Annotated in this window: 16 protein-coding genes and 2 pseudogenes; 9 read left to right on the top strand and 9 right to left on the bottom strand. The window is 71.5% G+C overall.

Going from position 1 to position 21587, the window contains the following annotated elements:
- Window position 1 precedes the first annotated feature (1 nt).
- From ACZ4EG_RS05680 to ACZ4EG_RS05660, 5 genes are all read left to right on the top strand, one after another.
- The gene (locus ACZ4EG_RS05680) at window positions 2-1336 is read left to right on the top strand and encodes a sulfate adenylyltransferase subunit 1 (protein WP_453556955.1); all 1335 of its coding nucleotides are present in this window, start codon (window positions 2-4) and stop codon (window positions 1334-1336) included.
- Window positions 1337-1562: 226 nt separating this feature from the next.
- Window positions 1563-2669, top strand: coding sequence for an aliphatic sulfonate ABC transporter substrate-binding protein (locus ACZ4EG_RS05675; RefSeq protein ID WP_467789662.1), 1107 nt, complete (start codon window positions 1563-1565; stop codon window positions 2667-2669).
- 34 nt (window positions 2670-2703) lie between these two features.
- Window positions 2704-3489, top strand: coding sequence for an ABC transporter ATP-binding protein (locus tag ACZ4EG_RS05670; RefSeq protein ID WP_390707339.1), 786 nt, complete (start codon window positions 2704-2706; stop codon window positions 3487-3489).
- On the top strand, window positions 3476-4360 hold the full coding sequence (locus ACZ4EG_RS05665) for an ABC transporter permease (protein ID WP_453556949.1): 885 nt from the start codon (window positions 3476-3478) through the stop codon (window positions 4358-4360). The genes ACZ4EG_RS05670 and ACZ4EG_RS05665 overlap by 14 nt, the downstream gene beginning before the upstream one ends.
- A 5-nt stretch (window positions 4361-4365) precedes the next feature.
- Window positions 4366-5109: a sirohydrochlorin chelatase gene (locus ACZ4EG_RS05660; protein WP_467789661.1), complete on the top strand. Its 744-nt coding sequence runs from the start codon at window positions 4366-4368 to the stop codon at window positions 5107-5109.
- Here the strand turns inward: ACZ4EG_RS05660 and ACZ4EG_RS05655 are convergent.
- Window positions 5106-6089 (bottom strand): helix-turn-helix domain-containing protein, encoded by a 984-nt coding sequence (locus ACZ4EG_RS05655; RefSeq protein WP_467789660.1) that lies wholly within the window; start codon window positions 6087-6089, stop codon window positions 5106-5108. The genes ACZ4EG_RS05660 and ACZ4EG_RS05655 overlap by 4 nt on opposite strands.
- A 56-nt stretch (window positions 6090-6145) precedes the next feature.
- On the opposite strand from ACZ4EG_RS05655, the gene ACZ4EG_RS05650 reads away from it, so the two are divergent.
- Entirely contained in the window at window positions 6146-7450 is a 1305-nt protein-coding gene (locus ACZ4EG_RS05650) for an MFS transporter (RefSeq protein ID WP_467789659.1), read from the top strand.
- Window positions 7451-7645: 195 nt separating this feature from the next.
- Here ACZ4EG_RS05650 and ACZ4EG_RS05645 read toward each other — a convergent pair whose 3' ends face one another.
- The 5 genes and pseudogenes from ACZ4EG_RS05645 to ACZ4EG_RS05625 all read right to left on the bottom strand — a co-directional run bounded on the left by ACZ4EG_RS05645 (window position 7646) and on the right by ACZ4EG_RS05625 (window position 13642).
- Complete coding sequence (locus ACZ4EG_RS05645; RefSeq protein WP_467789658.1) at window positions 7646-10273, bottom strand: fibronectin type III domain-containing protein; 2628 nt, start codon at window positions 10271-10273, stop codon at window positions 7646-7648.
- Window positions 10274-10396: 123 nt separating this feature from the next.
- Window positions 10397-11014, bottom strand: coding sequence for a mycothiol-dependent nitroreductase Rv2466c family protein (locus tag ACZ4EG_RS05640; RefSeq protein ID WP_467789657.1), 618 nt, complete (start codon window positions 11012-11014; stop codon window positions 10397-10399).
- A gap of 72 nt (window positions 11015-11086) precedes the next feature.
- Window positions 11087-11665, bottom strand: a complete 579-nt coding sequence (locus ACZ4EG_RS05635) for a TIGR03086 family metal-binding protein (protein WP_390707347.1) — start codon at window positions 11663-11665, stop codon at window positions 11087-11089.
- A gap of 25 nt (window positions 11666-11690) precedes the next feature.
- Window positions 11691-12746: pseudogene (locus ACZ4EG_RS05630) on the bottom strand (ketopantoate reductase family protein).
- A gap of 344 nt (window positions 12747-13090) precedes the next feature.
- On the bottom strand, window positions 13091-13642 hold the full coding sequence (locus tag ACZ4EG_RS05625) for a DUF1697 domain-containing protein (protein WP_467789656.1): 552 nt from the start codon (window positions 13640-13642) through the stop codon (window positions 13091-13093).
- Window positions 13643-14047: 405 nt separating this feature from the next.
- On the opposite strand from ACZ4EG_RS05625, the gene ACZ4EG_RS05620 reads away from it, so the two are divergent.
- A complete protein-coding gene (locus ACZ4EG_RS05620; protein WP_467789655.1) occupies window positions 14048-16294 on the top strand; it encodes an MMPL family transporter in 2247 nt (748 codons plus the stop codon).
- Between the two features lie 66 nt (window positions 16295-16360).
- Here the strand turns inward: ACZ4EG_RS05620 and mgt are convergent.
- Window positions 16361-17609 (bottom strand): annotated as a pseudogene (gene mgt / locus ACZ4EG_RS05615) (macrolide-inactivating glycosyltransferase).
- A 107-nt stretch (window positions 17610-17716) separates the two neighbouring features.
- Between mgt and ACZ4EG_RS05610 the strand changes: the two are divergent.
- Entirely contained in the window at window positions 17717-18580 is an 864-nt protein-coding gene (locus tag ACZ4EG_RS05610; RefSeq protein WP_467789654.1) for a phosphotransferase enzyme family protein, read from the top strand.
- Window positions 18581-18604: 24 nt separating this feature from the next.
- On the opposite strand, the gene ACZ4EG_RS05605 is transcribed toward ACZ4EG_RS05610, so the two are convergent.
- Window positions 18605-19513 (bottom strand): LysR family transcriptional regulator, encoded by a 909-nt coding sequence (locus tag ACZ4EG_RS05605; RefSeq protein WP_467789653.1) that lies wholly within the window; start codon window positions 19511-19513, stop codon window positions 18605-18607.
- Window positions 19514-19607: 94 nt separating this feature from the next.
- On the opposite strand from ACZ4EG_RS05605, the gene ACZ4EG_RS05600 reads away from it, so the two are divergent.
- Window positions 19608-20609, top strand: coding sequence for a DMT family transporter (locus tag ACZ4EG_RS05600; protein WP_467789652.1), 1002 nt, complete (start codon window positions 19608-19610; stop codon window positions 20607-20609).
- Window positions 20610-20837: 228 nt separating this feature from the next.
- Here the strand turns inward: ACZ4EG_RS05600 and ACZ4EG_RS05595 are convergent, their stop codons facing one another.
- Window positions 20838-21569 carry a 3'-5' exonuclease gene (locus tag ACZ4EG_RS05595; RefSeq protein ID WP_453556927.1) on the bottom strand — a complete coding sequence of 244 codons (732 nt, stop codon included), beginning with the start codon at window positions 21567-21569 and terminating at the stop codon, window positions 20838-20840.
- Window positions 21570-21587: the final 18 nt, after the last annotated feature.

Below are 21587 nucleotides of genomic sequence, written 5' to 3'. Positions count from 1 at the left end.
CATGAGCACGACGACGACCGAGGTACTCTCGGCCACCACCCTGCTGCGGTTCGCCACCGCGGGCTCCGTCGACGACGGCAAGTCCACCCTCGTCGGCCGGCTGCTGCACGACTCCAAGTCGGTCCTCGCCGACCAGCTGGAAGCCGTCGAGCACGCCTCCCGCAACCGCGGCCAGGACGCCCCCGACCTGGCACTGCTCACCGACGGCCTGCGCGCCGAACGCGAACAGGGCATCACCATCGACGTGGCCTACCGCTACTTCGCCACGCCCCGCCGACGGTTCATCCTCGCCGACACCCCCGGCCATGTGCAGTACACCCGCAACATGGTCACCGGCGCCTCCACCGCCGAGCTCACGATCATCCTGGTCGACGCCCGCAACGGCGTCGTCGAGCAGACCCGCCGGCACGCCGCCATCGCCGCCCTCCTGCGCGTCCCGCACGTGGTCCTCGCGGTCAACAAGATGGACCTCGTCGACTACCAGGAGCCGGTGTTCGCCGCGATCGCCGAGGAGTTCACGGCGTACGCGACCGAGCTGGGCGTCCCGGAGGTCACCGCGATCCCGATCTCGGCGCTCGCCGGTGACAACGTCGTGGAGGCGTCCGCGAACATGGACTGGTACGGCGGCCCGACGGTGCTGGAGCACCTGGAGACCGTCCCGGTCAGCCACGACCTGGCGCACTGCCACGCGCGTCTGCCCGTGCAGTACGTGATCCGGCCGCAGACCGCCGAGCACCCGGACTACCGGGGCTACGCGGGCCAGATCGCCGCCGGTACCTTCCACGTGGGCGAGCAGGTGACGATCCTGCCGTCGGGCCGTGCGACCCGGATCTCCGGCATCGACCTGCTGGGCAAGCCGGTCGACATGGCCTGGACGACGCAGTCGGTGACCGTGCTGCTGGAGGACGACATCGACGTCTCGCGCGGCGATCTGATCGTGCCCAGCAAGGACGCCCCGCCGACCACCCAGGACGTCGAGGCGACGGTCTGCCACGTGGCCGACCAGCCGCTGACCGTCGGACACCGGGTGCTGCTCAAGCACGGCACCCGCACGGTCAAGGCGATCGTCAAGGACATCCCGTCCCGTCTCACGCTCGACGACCTGTCCCTGCACCCGCACCCGGGACAGCTCGTCGCCAACGACATCGGCCGGGTGAAGATCCGTACCGCCGAGCCGCTGCCGGTCGACTCCTACGCCGACTCGCGCCGCACGGGTTCCTTCATCCTGATCGACCCGAGCGACGGCACCACGCTCACCGCGGGCATGGTCGGCGAGTCGTTCGCCTCCCCGGAGCCGGTCAAGGACGAGGCCGACGACGACGGTTGGGACTTCTGAGCATGAAGACCCCCGATTTCTTCTCGACGTTCGCGAAGGAGGGCGGCCGCGTCGGCAGCGGCGCCCTCGGCAGCGGGCAGGGCGGAGTGGCGCGATGTGCGCGGTGACGTACGCGCACTGCCTGCGCGCCCTCACCCCCCACTGCCTGCGCAAACGAAGACCTGCCGAACTCCCGGCCACGACCTGAGAGACCGTGACCGCCGGGCCACCGAGAGGAACACCTCCCGTGCCTGCCAGTACCGCCCTTCGCCGCACCTTCGCGGTCATAGCCGCGCTTCCCCTGCTCACCCTCGCCGCCTGCGGCTACGGCTCCAAGGCCGCTGACGACACCTCCGACGCGAAGGTCGCCGCCGGAGCCAAGAAGATCGACGGTCTCGACTCCGTCAAGATCGGCTACTTCGGCAACCTCACCCACGCCACCGCGCTGGTAGGCAACCAGAAGGGCTTCTTCCAGAAGGAGCTCGGCGCCACCCGGGCCAAGTACCAGGTCTTCAACGCGGGCCCGTCCGAGATCGAGGCCCTCAACTCGGGCTCCATCGACATCGGCTGGATCGGCCCCTCCCCCGCGATCAACGGCTACACCAAGTCGGACGGCAAGAGCCTGCGCATCATCGGCGGTTCGGCGTCCGGCGGTGTGAAGCTCGTGGTGAACCCGGAGAAGATCAAGTCCCTGAAGGACGTCAAGGGCAAGAAGATCGCGACCCCGCAGCTCGGCAACACGCAGGACGTGGCGTTCCTGAACTGGGTCGCGGAGCAGGGCTGGAAGGTCGATCCGGAGAGCGGCCAGGGCGATGTGTCGGTGGTCCGCACCGACAACAAGGTGACCCCGGACGCCTACAAGTCCGGTTCCATCGACGGCGCCTGGGTGCCGGAGCCGACCGCGTCCAAGCTGGTCGCCGAGGGGGCCAAGGTACTCCTCGACGAGTCGGCGCTGTGGCCGGACAAGAAGTTCGTGATCACGAACATCATCGTGTCGCAGAAGTTCCTCACGGAGCACCCGAAGGCCGTCGAGGCGGTCCTGAAGGCGTCGGTGGAGACCAACAAGTGGATCAACGCCAACCCGGACGAGGCGAAGGCCGCGGCCAACAAGCAGCTGGGGATCGACTCCGGCAAGGAGCTGCCGGCCGACGTCCTGGACCCGGCGTGGAAGTCCATCCAGATCACCGACGACCCGCTGGCCGCCACGCTCAACACCGAGGCGCAGCACGCGGTCAAGGCGGGGCTGCTGAAGAACCCGAAGCTGGCCGGCATCTATGACCTCGTCCCGCTGAACAAGGTCCTCGAGGCCGAGGGCGCCAGCACCGTCGACGACGCCGGTCTCGGCGTCAAGTAAGTCCGGATCCGAGAGTTCCCAGGAGGTGACGATCATGGCAACCGCCCTCGCCAAGGCCGATGACGTCGAGGTGGTCGAGTACGCCGCCCGCATCGAGCACGTCTCGAAGTCCTTCGCCGGGCCCGCCGGGCAGCAGCTCGTCCTCGACGACATCACGCTGGATGTCGCGCCGGGCGAGTTCGTCACCCTCCTGGGGGCCTCGGGCTGCGGCAAGTCGACCTTGCTGAACCTGGTGGCGGGGCTGGACAAGCCCTCCGCCGGCAGCATCGCGACCCATGGGCGCCCGGCCCTGATGTTCCAGGAGCACGCCCTGTTCCCGTGGCTGACCGCGGGCAAGAACATCGAACTCGCCCTCAAGCTGGGGGGAGTTCCGAAGGGCGAGCGGCGCGGCCGGGCCGAGGAACTGCTCGAACTCGTACGGCTGAAGGGCTCGTACGGCAAGCGGGTGCACGAGCTGTCGGGCGGTATGCGCCAGCGCGTGGCCATGGCCCGTGCGCTCGCCCAGGACAGCCGGCTGCTGCTGATGGACGAGCCGTTCGCGGCGCTCGACGCGATCACCCGCGACCTGCTGCACGACGAACTGACCCGGATCTGGGAGGAGACGGGACTGTCCGTCCTGTTCGTCACGCACAACGTGCGCGAGGCGGTGCGGCTCGCGCAGCGGGTGGTGCTGCTGTCGTCCCGTCCGGGCCGGGTGGCCCGTGAGTGGCGGGTGGACATCCCGCAGCCGCGGCGTATCGAGGACGCGCCGGTCGCCGAACTGTCCCTCGAAATCACCGATGTACTGCGTGGGGAGATCCGCCGTCATGGCCAGCACTGAGACGAAGACCGCCACGGACGCGGCAAGCGTCGAGGCCGGCCTGGACGCGCTGGAGACCGCCGTCACCGGCCGGACGCCGTTCCGGCAGACCTTCACCAGCAAGATCCTGCCGCCGCTCGTGGCCACCGCGGTGGTCCTGGTCGTATGGCAGGCGCTGATCTCGTTCAAGTTCGTGGACGATCCGACGAAGCTGCCGTCGCCCGCCGACGTGGGCGCCGAGTTCAAGGACGCCTGGCTGGAAGGCAAGCTGCTCGACTACATCTGGACGAGTGTCTCGCGCGGTCTGCTGGGCTTCCTGTTCGCGCTGGCCATCGGCACCCCGCTGGGTCTGCTGGTGGCGCGGGTGAAGTTCGTGCGCGCGGCGATCGGCCCGGTCCTGTCCGGTCTGCAGTCGCTGCCGTCGGTGGCGTGGGTGCCGCCCGCGGTGATCTGGCTGGGCCTGAACAACTCGATGATGTACGCGGTGATCCTGCTCGGCGCGGTCCCGTCCATCGCCAACGGCCTGGTCTCCGGCATCGACCAGGTGCCGCCGCTGTTCCTGCGGGCGGGCCGCACGATGGGGGCGACGGGCGTGAAGGGCGCCTGGCACATCGTCCTGCCGGCCGCGCTGCCGGGCTATCTGGCGGGTCTGAAGCAGGGCTGGGCGTTCTCCTGGCGCTCGCTGATGGCCGCGGAGATCATCGCCTCCTCCCCCGACCTGGGCATCGGCCTGGGCGCGCTGCTGGAGAACGGCCGCAACGCCAGTTCCATGGCGATGGTGTTCGAAGCCATCTTCCTGATCCTGTTCGTCGGCATCGCCATCGACCTGCTGATCTTCAGCCCGCTGGAGCGGTGGGTGCTGCGCAGCCGCGGACTGCTGGTGAAGAGCTGACACCCATGTCCCACAAGCCGGTTCTTCTGATCATCGCCCACGGCAGCCGCGACCCGCGGCACGCCGCGACCGTGCACGCCCTGGTGCGGCGGGTGCGGTCGCTGCGGCCGGGGCTGCGCGTGGAGACCGGCTTCCTGGACTTCAACATCCCGTCCGTGCACGGGGTGCTGGGGTCGCTGGCGGCGGAGGGCGTACGCGAGGTCGTGGCCCTTCCCCTCCTGCTGACCCGCGCGTTCCACGCGAAGGCGGACATCCCCGCGGTCCTGCGGGACGCCCCGCCGCAGCTGCGGATCCGGCAGGCCGAGGTGCTCGGCCCGTCCCCGCTGCTGCTGTCGGCGCTGGAACGCCGGTTGTACGAGGCGGGCCTGACGCCCGCCGACAAGTCCTCGACCGGGGTCGTACTGGCCTCGGCGGGGTCCAGTGACCCGGAGGCGATCGCAGTGATCGCAGCAATCGCGCGGGAGTGGCGGCACACCGGTTGGTGCGCCGTGCGACCTGCGTTCGCCTCCGCATCTCTACCGCGCACCGAGGACGCCGTACGGGAGCTGCGCGCCCTCGGCTGCAAGCGCGTCGCCGTCGCCCCCTACGTCCTGGCCCCCGGCTTCCTGCCGGACCGCATAGCGCGCGGCGCCGCCGAGGCGGACATCCTGGCCGACGTCCTCGGCTCCGCACCGGAGGTCGCACGCGTCCTCCTGGAGCGGTACGACACGGCACGCGCCCCGATGTCCCTGGCCGCCGTGGGTGCCTAGCGGGCCAGCTCGTCGCCCAGGCGGGTTCGTGCGTAGCGGACGATCCGGCCGGTGCGGGTGCGGGTGAGCAGGCCCGCGTCGTAGAGGACGGCCAGGTGCTGGCTGACCGCGCCCGGGGTGACGTCGAGGCGGTGGGCGAGTTCCGTGGTGGACGCCGGTTCCGCGAGCAGCAGGAGCAGACGGGCGCGGGGGCGGCCCAGGAGGCGTATCAGGGCGCGGTCGGTGACCGGGGGCGGCTCCTCGGAGAGGGTGGCGCGGCCGCGTGCCGGATAGATGAGCACCGGGGGCAGCGAGTGGTCGAGCACCGTCTGCGCGCCCTTGGCGAAGATCGTCGGCATCAGCACCAGTCCACGGCCGGCGATGCGGATATGTCCCGAAGGCCAGGGGGCGGTGTCGGGCGGGCGGGTCAGCGACAGATGTTCGTCGCTCCACACGAGCCGCGGATCGAGCCCGGAGAACAACGCACCGGCGCCCTGTTCCGCCAACACCCGTGCCTGGTGGGCGAGATCGGCCTCCAGGATGGTCTGCACCCGCGGCCACCAGTCGGCGGCGAGACAGGTGCGCCAATAGGCGTCGACCGCGTCCGCGAGCCGGGCGAGGAGCGCCGCGGGGTCGGCGAGGCCGCGCGCGACGACGGGCGGCAGGGCCTCCTCGGTGCGGTAGGTGGCCAGGAAGTCGGCGACGACCACGTCCACCGGGGTGGCGCGGACCTGGTCCAGTTCGTCGGCGAAGGCGGGGCGGGCCCGCTCGGGGCGCGGGGTGACGAAGTCCGGCAGCCACAGCCAGGGAGCGACGAGGGCGGTGAGCAGTTCGCGGTCGAGGGACTCCATGCGGGGGCGGATACGGCGCAGCCAGGGACGGTGGTGGGGATAGCGGGCCGGGTCGTGCAGACAGCGCAGTGAGAACAGCGCCTCCTGCAGCGGGGAGTAGGCGAAGGAGGTGGTGGCGAGGTCGTCGACGGCGAAGCGGAACTCAATCATTGAGCGCCACGCTAAATGATTGTCGGCATCCCGTGGCCGACCGGTTCGCTGGTCCCATGACGACGACACCGGATTCCCCGGCCTCGGGCCCAGTGGCGGACGCGCGCCCGGAGCGTGCCACTCGAGCCGGCGGGCTGCTCCCCGCCGACCCGGCCCTGCGCAGGGCCACGCTCCTCACCGTGGTCAACTCCCTCGGCAACGGACTCTACTTCCCGCTGGGCGTCCTGTACTTCACCCGCATCGTCGGCCTCGACGCCACCGCGGTCGGCTTCGGCATGACGGTCGCGGGCCTGGTCGGTGTGGTGGCGGGCGTCCCGGCGGGACGGGCCGCCGACCGGTGGGGCGCCCGGCAGGTGGGGGCGCTGCTGTGGGGCGGCACCGGGGTGGCCACGGCGGCCTACGTCCTGGTGGACTCGTACGCCGGTTTCCTCCTCTCGGTGGTGTGCGCGACCGGGCTGCAGATGGCCAGTCGCGGGGTGCAGGGCGCGATCTACGCGGACGTGCTGCCCGCGGCGACCAGGGTGGAGGCGCGCGCCTATCTACGGATGGTCACGAACGTGGGCATCGGCGTGGGCGGTGTGTTCGGGGCCGTGGCGCTCCAACTCGACACGCGGGCCGCGTATGTGACGGCGATCGTGCTGAACGCGCTGTCGTTCCTCGGGCCCGCCCTGATGGTGCGCCGGCTGCCGCTGGCGCCGCACGCCCGGGACCGGCAGCCGCACGCGGCCGACGCACCGGCCGCCGACCGCTGGCGTGCGGTGCGGGACCTGCCGTATCTGGCGGTGACCGTGCTGAACGCGGTGCTGTGCGTGCAGTACACCCTGATCGAGGTCGGCCTGCCGCTGTGGATCGTCGAGCGCACCGAGGCACCGCGCTGGACGGCGGCCCTGCTGCTGATCGTCAACTGTGTGCTGGTGGCGCTGCTCCAGGTGCGGGTGGCCCGGCGCGCCTCCCAAGTCCCGTCCGCGGTAAGGGCGATGGCCTGGGCGGGCCCGCTGCTGACGGCGTCCTGCGCCGCCTACGCCGTGTCGGCGGGGCTGCCCGCGGTGTGGGCCGTACTGGCGCTGACCGTGGGCGCGGTGGTGCAGGTCCTCGCCGAGGTGCTGTCCGCGGCGGGCGGCTGGACGCTCGGGTACGAACTCGCCGACGCCCGCGCCCACGGCGTCTATCAGGGCGTGTTCGGTGCCGGGATGTCGGCGGGGATGATGGCGGGCCCGGCGCTGGTCACGGTGACGGCGATCCAGCACGGCAGGGTGGGCTGGGCGGTGCTGGGCGTGCTGTTCGCGGCGGCCGGTCTCGCGGTGCGTCCCGCCGTGCGCTGGGCCGGACGGGACGGTGACTGGCGGGGCGAGCCCGGCTGACAGGGCCGATGGGCCGTCCGCGGTCCGGCGCTCCCCTGTGACGTCGGACCGCGGACGGCCGGCGGGCACACGACTACCGGCTCGCGCGAGCCTCATTGCCGTGTCCCGCTTTTGATACTGCGTCTCCGGCGGCGAACGTGTCACACCAGGGGAGTTATCCGTCGCAGTCGGACCGGAGTGGCCAACAGCGCGGCATTATGGCGCAGTTGCTCGCGTCGTCGCGGTGACCGTGGCCGCGGGTCCGGTACCGGCCGCCGTCACCGCCGCGACGGTCACGGTGTAGGAGGTGCTGGGCCGCAGCCCGCCGATCACCCGGAACATGCCCTTGGCGGAGGGCTGGGTGACCAGGACGTCCCGGCCGGTGACGTCGATCGGGTCCCGGCCGTCGGAGACCGTCACCCGGTAGCCGACGACCTTGGCGTCGCCCGTGGCGGTCGGCGGAGTCCAGGCCAGGGTGGCCGCGGTGGCCGCCGTACGCAGCCTGGGGCTCGCCGGCGCTCCGGGCAGTGCGCCCGCGGCGGTCGGTGTCAGCGGTGCGGAGGCGAGGGACGGGGCGCTGCTGCCGTGGGCGTTGGCGGCGGTGACCGTCACCGTGAACGGTCGGCCGGACGGGGGCAGTTCGCCGATCCGCACCAGTGCCGTCCGCCTGAACTCCGTTGCTGAAATACCCTGTTCGGCAACCTGCGCACCGGATGTGTCGTACACCCGCGCCGTGTACCCGGTCACCGGTGAACCCCCGTCGACGAAGCTGGGGTTGAAGGTGACGTACAGGGCATCCGCGCCCGCGGTGGCCGTCCCGACCCGGGACGGCTGTTCGGGGACGGACGGCGCCGCGACGGTGCGGTCCAGCAGGGCGCGGTAGGGCTGCTCCAGTCCGGCGTTGCGCAGGATCTCCGGCGGGACGTCGGAGGGGGACGCCATGATCCGGTTGCCCGTGGTGACGAGGCCCTTGTTGTCGCCGTCGGCCGTGCCTTCCTCCCACCAGTTGTCCTTCACGAGGGTCGGGTCGTTGTTGCCGAGGCCGTCACGGTAGTCGGTGTGGCGGGAGGCGACGTTGGCGTACGAGGCGTTGTAGAGCACGTTGCCCTGGACCGTCTCGTAGGTGCAGCCGTTGTCGGTGTAGACGTTCTTGCCGAGGCCCCACTGGTCGTGGACGACGTTGCCGGTGACCTTCTCGCCGTCGGCCATCGAGGTGCCGGTCAGGCTCTGGGTGTAGATGCCGCCGCCGTCGTCGAGCATCTGCATGTAGTCGAAGATCAGGTTGTCGCGTACGGCGTTGTCGTGGCTCGGGTTGGGGGTGGCGGGGTCGCCGATCTTGTCGGGCCAGCCGCCCCAGCCCATGGAGATCGCGGAGTAGCCGACGTGGTCGATCTGGTTGTGGGCGATGGTGTTGTCGTGGGTGTAGCCGTTGAGGACGGCGACCGCACCGTGGTACTCGCGGGGCAGACCGTAGAGGTGATTGTTCGTCACCGTCACACCGGACGCCGGAGTTCGGCCGTCCACACCGCCGATCTCCAGGCCGTTGCCGGAGATGTCGGTGAAGATGCTGCCACTGACGGACGTGTCCTCGCTGCCGGTCCCCAACTCAAGGCCGGACGCGCCGAGATGGGCGAAGACGTCGTCGGCGAACTCGATGTGGCGCCCGTGGGTGACGGACACGTTGCCCGGCATCTTCGTCCAGGACGCGAAGGGGCAGGTGCCGCCCTCGACGTACTGGCACAGCCCTTGGGTGGCCCATCCCTTGTCACCGGTGATGGTGTAGCCGGCCTGGATCTCGGAGAAGCCCTCGGGGGTGGAGGGGGTCAGCCAGGTCGCGTAGCTGAACCGGAGCCCGCGGATGGCGATGTCGTGGACGGGGGCGTCGGCGGTGCCCCGTGCGTCGAGCAGCTTCCCGGCGGCCGCCGCCTCGACGTCGGCGCGGGCGAGGTCCTCGCCCTTGCGGGGCAGGTAGTAGACGGTGCGGGACCCCTTGTCGAGGTACCACTCGCCCGGCTGGTCGAGGAGTTCGTAGGCGTTCTCGACGTACGACGGTCTGCCGCCGTTGGTGAGATGTCCCGGGCCGACCATGCTGACCGTGCGGCCGGGGATGTCGGGGAACTCCACCCGCTTGTTGGAGTTGTCCCAGCAGGGCTGGGCCATGGTGATGGTGGTGCCCTCGGCGGAGGCGACCGGGCAGCGGGGTTCGGTCCACTGGCCGAGGCCGTTGCGCTCGACGTTCCACAGGGCCTCGCCGCTGGTGTAGACGAACTCGGCGTCGGCGGGGCGCTTCCAGTGGGCGAGGGTGTCGGAGGACGCGGTGTAGCCGGTGGCGGCCTGGGTGAGGGTGACCGGCACGGCCCCGCGGGCCCGCTGGGCGCGCACTCCGTCGACGTACAACTGCCGTGTGGTGGTGAGCCCTTGGGGTGCCCGCGCGGACCACAGCCCCGGCCGTGCCGGCACCCGGTGCCAGCCGGTGACCCGGCGGCCGCCGCTGATGACGGTGTCACCGGTGCCCTGCCAGATCACTCGATGGCCGTTCGTGCCCGAGTCCCGGGCGTCCAGGACGAGCGGCTTCGTGCGGCGGTAGGTGCCGGCCGCCAGGTGGACCGTGAGGTCGGCGCCCAGATTCCCGGCCCTGGCGCGGACCAGGTCGCGGGCGCGCTCCAGGGTGCGGACGGGATGTCGGAGGGTGCCGTCGGCGTGGTCGTCGCCGACGGGTGAGACATGGACGTCCATGGAGGCGGCCCGCGGCGGCGCGGCGAGGGCCGAGGGCCCGGCCACCACCCCGAGGACGAGGGCGGCGGAGGCGAGGGTGACGAGGGCGGCTCTTCGGTGCGTGGGCATATACCCCTCCCGTGGGATCAGCCTGTACCCAACGCCGGGAAAGGTAGGAGCACTTGGGTGCGACAGTCAATGAAAGGGACCGTAATTGACGCGTATCTTCTACTCACCCAAGGATTCATCCGATCAGTCGAAGCGGAGTGCTCCCGTGCGGGTGCGCTTGAGTTCGAAGAAGTCCGGGTGGGCGGCCAGGACGCGGAAGCTGTCGAACAGTTCGGCCGCCGTGGCCCCGCGCGGAATGGCGCGCAGCACCGGGCCGAACCACACCGTCCCGTCGACGCACAGGGTGGGCGTGCCCACATAGATGCCGGTCTCCGGTTCGGCTCCGGAGTCATGGCTGCGGCGCACCGCGTCGTCGTGCGACGGGTCGTGTGCGGCGGCCGCGAGGTCGGCCGGGAGCGCGAGTTCGGCGAGCGACTCGGCGACGACCGCGTCGAAGTCCTTGATCCCGCGGTCGTGGATCCGCGTACCGAGCGCGGTGTACAGGTCCCGCAGCACCTGCTCGCCGTGCCGTTCGGCCGCGGCCACGGCGACCCGCACCGGACCGATCGACCGGTCCACCAAGTCCCGGTACCAGTCGGGGAGTTCGTTGCCGGCGTTGTGCAGATACAGGCTCATCACATGGAAGCGGAGGTCGAGCGGGCGTTCGCGCTCGACCTCCAGCAGCCAGCGGGAGGTGATCCAGGCGAAGGGGCAGGCGGGGTCGAAGTGGAAGTCGACCCGGGTGGTCGCGGAGTGCGTCATACCGATGACGCTAGTCCGTGAATGGCACAGGGTCTCGACCCAATCCCGCACGCTTTCACTGGCCCAATGGCACTACCGTCGAGGGTCCCGTCCACTCGCCGCCAGTGCCCGCTCGAAGACGGGCGCGTCGTCCGGCACCGGCACCGGGTCGGCGAAGCCGTCGTACTGGCGGTAGAGCTCGCCGTGGGTCTCGACCACGTCGAGGACGAGCCGGGCCGCGCCCTCGGAGACGCGGTACTCCTGGCCGGTGGCGGTCGCGACGTCCCAGCCGTGCACCGCCAGCTCCTTGATGATCATCGAGGCGAGTTCGGCGGCCGGCATCCTGGCCATGCCGAGGTCGACCTCGCCCTCCCACACCTTCGGGTCCGCCCAGGCGGCGACCGCGCGGTCCAGCTGGGCAGCGTACGCCTCGGCCCAGTCGGGGTCGGCGGTGAAGTCGCGGGCGGTCAGCTCCTCGGGGAGCTGCTTGCGCAGGGCGCGGTGCTCCAGGCCGTGCGAGGTGTACAGGACCCAGTGGTTGACCAGGGCGCGGACGTCCCAGTCGGTGCAGTGGCTCTTGTGGTCGAGCTGTGCCGCCGCGACACCGCGCGCGACGCGCGCCGCCTCGGCGGCACATTCGATCATGTACGGGTGCATGTCGTCGTACGTCATGCCCCCCACGCTAGGAAGGCCCGGCTCAGCCTTCTTGAACAAACGCGACAGCGTCGTCCGCCGGCCGTACGAGCTCGTCCACCGGCATCGATCCGGCGGCGCGCCGCTCGCCGCGCGAACCGGTCGGCGAGCCGCTGGAGCAGCTCGTTCAGCGGGGCCGGCACGCCGTGCAGACGTCCGACCAGGACGATGTCGCCGTTCAGACAGTCGGCCTCGATGGTGCCGGTGCCGCGATCGAGGGACTGCCAGGAGGAGCCGCCGCCCCAGCCGGACGCCGTCGAGCGGGACGAGGGTGACCTTGTCGCCGCGCGCCGCCCGCTGTTCCCCGGCGCTCGCGTACGCGATCCCGGCGGCGTCGAGCACGTCCGCGCCCTCGGCCCGCACCCGGGCGTAGAGGTCACGGCCGGCCTCGTCCACGACCGGGCCGCTGACCGCCTCGATGGCGTTGCCGAGGTTGCCGAGCAGCTTGGCGTACTGCCAGCGGGCCACGTCGGCCACCACCGGCGCCCCGAAGCGGGACGCCGCCAGGTCGGCGGCGATCCGGTGCGCGGTGTCGTCGGTGCCGTGCGGCAGGCGGCCGAGATGCAGGATGCCGGTGAGCGGGGTGCCGGCGGCGGAGACGACTCCGGGTTCGACGAAGGCCGAGAGCAGCCAGACGCAGACGCCGTCACCTGCCGGAACCGGCGCAGGGCGAGCCGTCCGCCCTCCACCCCGTTCTGCGCGCACACCAGCGGCAGCCTCCCCCGAGCTTTCGACTTCGCTCAAGCAGCGGGGACCCCCATGGCCGCCGTACCGCCGCCCACCACCGGCGCCGGTCCCCAGGGCGGCCACGCTGTCCTGGGCCCCCACGGCCGGCACCAGCACGTCGTCGGCGCGCAGCTCATCGAGCGCCGCCGGCCCGTCGACAACGGGCAGCCGGTACGTCAGCTCACCTTCCGGCACCCCGCAGCCGCAGCCCGCCCTCACTCAGTGCCGCGTGCTGCTTGCCCCGCGCCACCAGCACGACCTCGCGTCCGGCCTGGGCCGGCCGTCCCCCGACGGTGCCACCGACCGCTCCCGCCCCGATGATGATGTAACGCATGCCCAAGAGCCTGGCACACCAGTGCGCGGCCGACCGGGTTGACCTTGTTCCTGGGGCAGGGATCCGCGCCAACTCACCGCTCTGGTAAGGGGCCTGATTTTCCATCGGCTGGAGGGCGAGCGGGCCGGGTACGACATCGGTCACCCAGTGGTCGTCCTGGAGGCCTGCGACGAAGTACGTGCCGTAGCCGCCCCGGACGCGGGCCGGGGTGCCGGTCGCCCGCAGCAGTGAGCACAGCAGCAGCGCGTAGTCGCGGCAGTAGTTCCGGCGCCTCCACGAGGACCCGCGGCTGGCCGTGCCCCGCGAGATCCTCTCCCTGTCGCCCATCCTGGGCCCGCGCACGGTCACTCTTGCGCGGCGGTGAGCTCCACCAGCTTCACGACGGTGTTCCAGTTCCGGGTCGTGGCGATCAGCCCCTTGGTGATCCGCGGCCGGGACAGAACCGCCGCCAGCCTGGACTGGCCGAGGCCCGCCGGGACGTACAGGTACAGCGCGCGGTCGCCGAGCCGGAACTCCTCGGGGAGGTGGGCGGCCGCGTCGATGTCCGCGAAGCGCTCGGCGGTGACCGGCGCGGAGAAGTACGTGACGTGGAGCTCCTTGCCCTGCAGCTCGGCCGCCGGGAAGGGGCAGGCGCCGGCCACCGCCGCCAGATAGGCGTGGTCGCGCACGATCACCTCGACGGGGAACCCGAAGTGCTTCTCGATCGCCTCGGTGAGGTCCGCGGCCAGGGACTCCTCGTCGCCGCGGACGGCGCCGAAGACGGCCTGCCCGCTCTGCAGATGAGTGCGTACGCCCTGGTGACCGAGTCCCTCCAGGAGCTGCCGGAGCTCGGCCATCGGGAGCTTCCTCTTGCCGCCCAGATTGATCCCGCGCAGCAGCGCCGCATACGTCTTCATCCCGACACCATAGAGCGCCCGTCGTGATGGAGCGGCCGTCGTGATGAGCGGCCGTCGTGCCCCGTGGGGGTGGGCACGACAGCCGCTCGCCCGTGGCCGGGCTGCGCGAAACTCTTGCCGATCAGGTGGGTGCGAATCAACCACTACACGCAGCTGTGACTTGTTCAACAAGGTTTCGCAATCACAAAGTGGATCTCTGCCGACGGAACGGACAGCCCTGAGCGGCACCCCCGAGAAGCCCCCATAGATGTAAGGGCCCAGCATCCTCCTCAGCGATGAGAACAAGGCTGCGCACTTCACCGGACAGCACGACGAGACCTTCTTATCCGCCCCATACCTTCGAATCGAACGCAGCAAAGACGTGGCGGCGGGGGCCGTCACCGCACACGAGGGGGCAATCCCGTCATGGGGAACGGAGACATACGGGTGCGGGGCCTGGCCGCCCGGGCCGGCGGATGGAGTGCCCGGCACCGCTGGGCGGCCGTCGGCATCTGGGTGCTGTTCGTCGTCCTGGCCATGGGACTCGGTTCGGCGGCGGGCCGCGTCGACGTCGACGAGTCCGACCAGTTGTCGGGCGAGACCCACACCGCCGCGAAGATCATCGGTGACGCGGGCATCAAGAATCCGGCGAGCGAGACGGTCCTGGTCCAGTCGAAGGACGGATCCCTCAAGGCCACGGACGCCGAGTTCCGGGCCACCGTCGCCGACGTCGTCAAGGCCGTCGAGGGCACCGGCAAGGTCACCGGCGTCACCTCGCCGTACGAGAACCGGAGCATCTCGAAGGACGGCCACAGCGCGCTGGTGCAGTTCGACATGCGCGGCGACACGGACACCGCGGCCGACCGGGTCGAGCCGGTGCTGAAGGCCGTCGCGGGCGTGCAGAAGAACCACGAGACGGTGCGGGTCGAGGAGATCGGCTCCGCCAGCATGCAGAAGCAGTACAAGGACGCCTTCGGGGACGACTTCAAGAAGGCGGAGCTCTCCGCCGTGCCGGTGGCGCTCGGCATTCTGCTCATCGCCTTCGGCGCGCTGGTGGCCGCGCTGCTGCCGGTGGCGCTGGCGGTCACCGCGATCATGGCGACGATGGGCCTGATGGGCATCGTCAGCCATCTGCAGCCGATGAGCGACACCGCGAACTCCGTGATGCTGCTGGTCGGCATGGCGGTCGGCGTCGACTACTGCCTCTTCTACCTGCGCCGGGAGCGCGAGGAGCGGGAGGCCGGGCGTGACGCGGGGGCCGCGCTGCGGATCGCCGCCGCCACCAGCGGCCGCGCGATCATCGTCTCCGGTGTCACGGTGTGCGTGGCGATGGCGGGCATGCTGTTCACCGGGCTCCCCGAGTTCGAGGCGATGGGCCTGGCCTCGCTGATGGTCGTGGCGGTCGCCATGGTCGGTTCCGTGACCGTTCTGCCCGCGCTGCTGTCCCTGCTGGGCGAGCGCGTCGAGAAGGGCCGCATCCCGTTCCTGGGCCGCCGCAAGCGGCGCGGCGGCGGCTCGGAGAGCCGGTTCTGGACCGCCGTCCTGCGGGGCGTGCTCGCCAAGCCCCTGATCTCGGTCGCCGTCGCGACGGGCGCCCTGCTCGCGGTCGCGGCTCCCGCCCTCGGGATGAAGACCTCGCAGCTCACGCTGGACCAGGAGTTCGGCAACTCGCTGCCGATCGTGCAGACGTACGACCGGCTCAACGACGCCTTCCCGGGCGGCTCCGAGCCGGCCTCGGTGGTCGTCAAGGCGAAGGACATCAACGCGCCCGAGGTGCGTCAGGCACTGGCCGACTTCAAGAAGCAGGCGATCGAGTCGGGCGCCTCGCAGGGCCCGATCGACATCAAGCTGCACGACGCGCAGAACGTGGCCCTGGTGTCCGTGCCGCTGGTCGGCGGCTCCGACATGAGCAGGGCGACCAAGAGCCTGGAGAAGCTGCGCGACGAGGTGCGGCCCGCCACGCTCGGCAAGGTCGACGGCGTCGAGGCGCCGGTCACCGGACAGGTCGCGGGCAACCACGACTTCAACGACCAGCTGATCGGTTCCGTGGTCCCGGTCTTCGCCTTCGTGGTGGTCTTCGCCTTCCTGCTGATGCTGCTGTCGTTCCGCTCGCTGACCGTCGCGATCACCTCCATCGTGCTGAACCTGCTGTCGGTGGGCGCGGCCTACGGCATCCTCGTCGCCGTCTTCCAGCACGGCTGGGGTGCCTCGCTGGTGGGCGCGGAGGGCGTCGGCGCCATCGTGACCTGGCTGCCGCTGTTCCTCTTCGTGATCCTGTTCGGCCTGTCGATGGACTACCACGTGTTCGTGGTGTCCCGGATCCGCGAGGCCCGGCTGCGCGGCCGTACGACGAAGGACGCGATCCAGCACGGTGTGGTCACCACGGCCGGTGTCGTCACCAGCGCCGCGGTCATCATGGTCGCCGTGTTCGCGATCTTCGGCACGCTGTCCATGCAGTCCATGAAGCAGATGGGCGTGGGCCTGGCGGCCGCGGTGCTGATCGACGCGACGATCATCCGCGGTGTGCTTCTTCCCGCGGTGATGGCACTGCTCGGCGAGCGCAACTGGTACCTGCCGAAGTGGCTGCACCGGATGCCCGACCTCACCCACGACGAGTCGCCGGAGGCGGTCGCACCGGCGGTGCCGGAGGAGGGTGAACCGGTCCGGGTCTGACTCTTGGCCGAACCGCTGTGACACGAGGGCCCGTTGGTCTCCCCGGGGGAACCGACGGGCCCTCGCTCATGCCCGACGCGCGGGCAGTTCGGCCTCGATGAGATCGGCCGCACGCCGGGTGCCGCCCTCCAGCTCCATCCCGGCCCGGATCTCCTTCAGCCGCCGGGCGACCTCGGGGTCGCCGACCAGGGCGAGGGCGGCCGCGCGGAGGGTGTCCGCGGTCGCCTCCGGCGTGGGTACGTGCCGGGCGACGCCCAGCGCCTGGAGCATCTCGGCATTGCCGAACTGGTCCACGGCCTGCGGCACCGCGATCATCGGTGTGCCGGTGGCCAGCCCCTCCTGACTGCCTCCCGCACCGGCGTGCGTGACGAACAGGTCGGCCTGCGCGAGGATCGCCAACTGCGGTACCCAGTGGCGCACTTCCACGGTCTCGGGTACGTCACCCAGCTCGGCGGGGTCGACATGCCTGCCGACCTGGAGCACCAGGTGCCAGCCGGGCAGGTCCCCGAAGGCCCGCACACACTCCCGGTAGAAGGCGGGCTGCTTGGTGAAAGCCGAGCCGAGCGACACCAGCACGACCTTCTCGGCGCCCGGCGGACGCTGCCAGTGGCCCTGCTCGACGCGGTCGCCCTGACAGGCACCGACGAAGGAGTGGACGCGCTCGTCGACACGGTCGGCGTGGGGTTGCAGCGCCCGTGGGATCAGCACCAGGGAGCGGGCGGGGCGGCCCACGAAGGGGTCCGGGTGCTCGCTGATCCCGTTCTCCTCCAGCCAGGCGTGGAAGCGGGCGTAGTAGGCCCGGCCCCGCTCGGTCCTCCTCGGCTCCGCCCACATCGGCTCGGCGACCTCCTCCTCGTAGCCCTCCCAGGCGACGAGGTTCGGCGAGAGCGAGACCGCGGGGACGCCCCAGCGGTGGGCGAGGACGCGGGCCGGGTAGGAGGTGATGTCGTGCAGGACGAGGTCGGGCTCGTCCCCCTCGTAGGCCGCGAGCAGTTGCGGGAGCGCCTGGACGGCATCCGCCAGGAAGGGCTCCACGTTGTCGAGCAGGGTGCTCCCCCAGGCCTCCGGGTCGGCGTCGGGACCGGGCAGCGTCGAGTGGTACGGCACGGGCCGCGCATCGGTCGCCGCCACCTTCTCGGCGAACACCGGCGGGATCGCGTATGTCACCCGGTGTCCCCGTGCGACGAGTTCGCGGATCACCTCCAGACTCGGGTTCACATGGCCGTGAGCGGCGATGGAGAACATGGCGATGTGGGAGGGAGGGGTCATGGCATCGAGGGTAAGCGAGACGATACGTCTCGTTCAATTCAATAATGGTCGCGTCAAGGGACCGTGCACCCCGTCCGACCTGTACGGATGCGAGACTGACGCTCGGACGGCGAGATGCTGACGCCGTCACGAGGCCGGACATGGAGGCGGGCGATGGACGAGGCACGGGCGCGGGACGTACTGGCCACGGCAGGGGTGCTGCCGGGTCCGGCGCGGGACGCGCGGCTCCTCGCCCTCGGTGAGAACGCGGTGTTCGCCGCCGGTGATCTGGTCGTCAAGGTGGGCCGCGACGCCGAGCTGCTGGACCGGGCCCGGCGCGAGCTGGAGATCGCCGGCTGGCTGGCCGACGCGGGGGTGCCGGCGGTGCGGGCGGCCGGGTCCGAGCCGCTGCTGGTGGAGGGACACCCGGTGACCGTGTGGCACCGGCTGCCCGAGCCCGTACGGCCCGCCGAACCGCGGGATCTCGCCGAACTGCTACGGCTGGTGCACGCCCTCCCCTCCCCCTCCTTCGCGCTGCCGCCCCGCGAGCTGCTGGGCGGTGTGGAGCGCTGGCTGCGGCTCGCGGGCGACGCGATCGACCCGGCGGACGCCGCCTGCCTGCGTGAGCGCCGCGACGGTTTCGCGGCGGCCGCGGCCGCGCTGACGCCCCAGCTGCCACCGGGGCCGATCCACGGCGACGCGCTGCCCCGCAATGTGCACATCGGCCCCGACGGGCCGGTCCTGGTCGACCTCGAAACCTTCTCCGCCGATCTGCGCGAACACGACCTGGTGGTCATGGCCCTGTCCCTCGACCGGTACGGCCTGCCCGCCGAGGCCTACGACTCCTTCACCGAGGCCTACGGCTGGGACGTGCGGGCGTGGGAGGGCTGCTCGGTGCTGCGCGGCGCCCGCGAGACGGCCAGTTGCGCCTGGGTCGCCCAGCACGCCCCGGCCGACCCCAAGGCGCTGGCCGAGTTCCGGCGCCGGGTGGCGTCACTGCGGGACGGGGACGAGACGGTGCGGTGGTATCCGTTCTGAGCGGCTCTTGAACCCCGCGCCCCCTCAGAAAGTCACCTCGCCCCGGACGGTGCGTGCCGTTCGCCTCAGTTCCGTCAGGACCGTACGGACCGCCTTTCTCGCCGTGCGCTCGGGGCGGCACAGGACGTCGATGTGCCGCGTGGCCCGGACGCCGCTGAGCGGCCGCAGGACCAGCGCCGGATGCGGGCGCATGGTCCAGCGCGGCATCAGCGCGATCCCGCCCCCGGCGGCGACGGCCTCGGCGACCACCGCGAACTCATTGATGCGATGGGCCAGATGGAGCCGTCGGCCGGCCGCCGCGGCGATGGCCTCGATGGTGGCCATGACCGGGAACCCGTCGTGCACGGTGATCCACGGCTGGTCGGCGACATCGCGCGGCGTCACCCGGCGCTTGGCGGCGAGCGGGTGCCCGGCCGGCATCGCCACGTCGAGCGGCTCGTGCAGCAGGGTGGTCACGGTCACCGTGCGCGGCCAGGGCGGGGCGTGGTCCAGGCGGTGGGCGAGGACGAGGTCGTAGGCGCTGGTCAGCCTCGGGAAGTCCTCCTGCGGTACGTCCTCGTCGGCGAGCACGACCGTCGGCGCGTCCGGCCCGGCGAGGGCGCGCAGCAACAGCGGGAAGAAGGCCGCGCCCGCGCTGTGGAACGCCGCCAACGACACCTCGCCGTCCGGCCTGCCGACGAACTCCTCGACCGCGTGCCGGGCCCGGGCCAGCGCCGACTCGACCTCGACGGCCGCGTCCGCCAGCGCCTGTCCGGCGTCGGTGAGCACCAGGCGCCGCCCGTGCCGTTCGGTCAGCGGCACCGGGATCGAACGCTGGAGCAAACGCAACTGCTGCGAGATCGCCGACGGCGTCACCAGCAGTGCCTCGGCGACCGCGGTGACGCTGCCCAGCTCGCCCAGCTCCCGCAGGATCCTCAGCTGCCGTTCGTCCACCCCGTCAGTGTAGGGCGACCGTGTAGGTCTGCTAAAAGATCGTTTAAGAAAGTGGTTCTGGGCTTCAGGTACGTCGACGGTGCACCGTGGGCGGGTGACCGACGCCCGCCGTACCGACGTGGTACTCCTCCTGGTCGCGCTCGTCTGGGGTTCCAGCTATCTGTCCGCCCAGACGGCCGTGGCCGCACTGCCCGTCCTCCTCGTCCTGTTCGCGCGCTACGCCCTCGCCGCACTCCCCTGTCTCGGCCTCGTCGCCGCCCGGGGCGGACTGCGGTGGACCCGCGACGAGGTCCGCGCCGGGGTGCCGCTCGGTCTCACCCAGGCCGCGGTCCTGGTCGTGGAGACGTACGGCGTCGCCCACACCACGGCCGCCAACGCGGGCCTGATCATCAGCCTCACCATCGTGCTCACCCCGCTCATCGACCGCACCGGCCGCCGGGGCGGTCCGCCTCCCGTGTTCTTCGCCGCGGCCGGCGTGTGTGTCCTGGCCGTCGGTCTGCTGATGTCCGGCAACGGCTTCCAGGCGCCGCGCCTCGGGGACCTGCTGATGCTCGCCGCGGCCGGTGTCCGGGCGGTGCACGTGGCCCTGGTCGGCCGGCTCACCGCCGACCGGACGATCCGCCCGCTGCACCTGACGGCGATCCAGACCCTGGTCGGCGCGGCACTGTTCCTCGCCCCCGCCGCCCGCGACCTTCCGTCGCTGGCCCGAGCCGATGCGGCGACCTGGGCGCAGCTGGTCTATCTCGCCCTGTTCTGCAGCGTGTTCGCCTTCCTCGTCCAGACCTGGGCGGTGCAGCGCACGTCCGCCAGCCGGGCCAGTCTGCTGCTCGGCACCGAGCCGGTCTGGGCGGCGGCGGTGGGCATCGCCCTCGGCGGCGAACACCTCACCCCGCTCACGGCCCTGGGCGCGACCCTGATGGTCACCGGCACGTACTGGGGCCAGTCCGTGGAACGCGCCCACAGGACCGCCGGGACCCCCGGGGCCGTCGGCAGCCCCAAGCCCGCCGATACAGCCGCGGCGTTCGCGCCCGCCACACATCCCGAGAGGACCGGAGAGGACGACGCACGCCGGACCACGACACTCACCGGCACCTGATCTCCCTGCTCGACGCCTCCCACGGAGACCGGCGGGTGGATCTGGACGCCGTGCGGGCCCTGTTCGACGCCCTCCCCCACCGTCGGCTTCAGCGACCCGGAACCGCCGAGTGGCTCGCCCGCTCGGCGCCCGGCACGGTGTTGCCGTTCAGCTTCGATCCCGAGCTCGAACTCGTCGCCGACCCGGACGTCGTCGCGCAGCCGCGGCTGTACTTCAACGCCGCTCGGCTCAGACCTTTTCGTCCGTCAGGTTTGCCAGGTCGCGCAGCGGCCACACGCCGTCCACCACCGCTGTCGCATCCCCCTTGCGGCGCAGGAAGTTCTGGAAGTCCGCCGCCCATTCGGCGTACCAGCCGATCTGACGGCGGTGCAGTTCCGCCGGGCCGAGGGATGCGATCTTGGGGTGGCGGTCGGCTATCGCGCCGGCCAGGCGGGCCGCGGCCAGGGCGTCGGCGGAGGCGTCGTGGGCGGTGTCGAGGGTGATGCCGTACTCCGCGCAGACGGCTTCGAGGTTGCGCTTGCCGCGGCGGTAGCGGTCGACCCGGCGGTCGATGGTGTACGGGTCGATGACCGGCGCCGGGTCGATGCCGCCGAGGCGGTCGGAGAGCGACGGCAGCTCGTAGCGCCGCAGTTCGGCGGAGAGCAGGGTGAGGTCGAAGGCGGCGTTGTAGGCGACGACGGGCACACCCGTCTTCCAGTAGCCGGTGAGGACGTCCGCGATGGCGTCCGCGACCTGGTCGGCCGGCCGGCCCTCGGCCGCCGCACGCTCGTTGCTGATGCCGTGCACGGCCACCGCGTCGGCCGGGATCTCCACGCCCGGGTCCGCCAGCCACTCCCGGCGTCCCACGGGCTGTCCGGCCCTGACCTCTATCACGGCCCCCGTGACGATACGCGCCTCACGCGGATCGGTCCCGGTCGTCTCCAGGTCGAAGCCGATCAGCAGCTCCCGGTGCCAGCCCATCGGCGGCCCCCCTTCTTG

The sequence above is a fragment of the Streptomyces sp. NPDC025638 genome (genome assembly GCF_055558775.1).
Note: the sequence above shows the minus strand (reverse complement) of the source record. Positions and strands in the feature narration are given on the sequence as shown.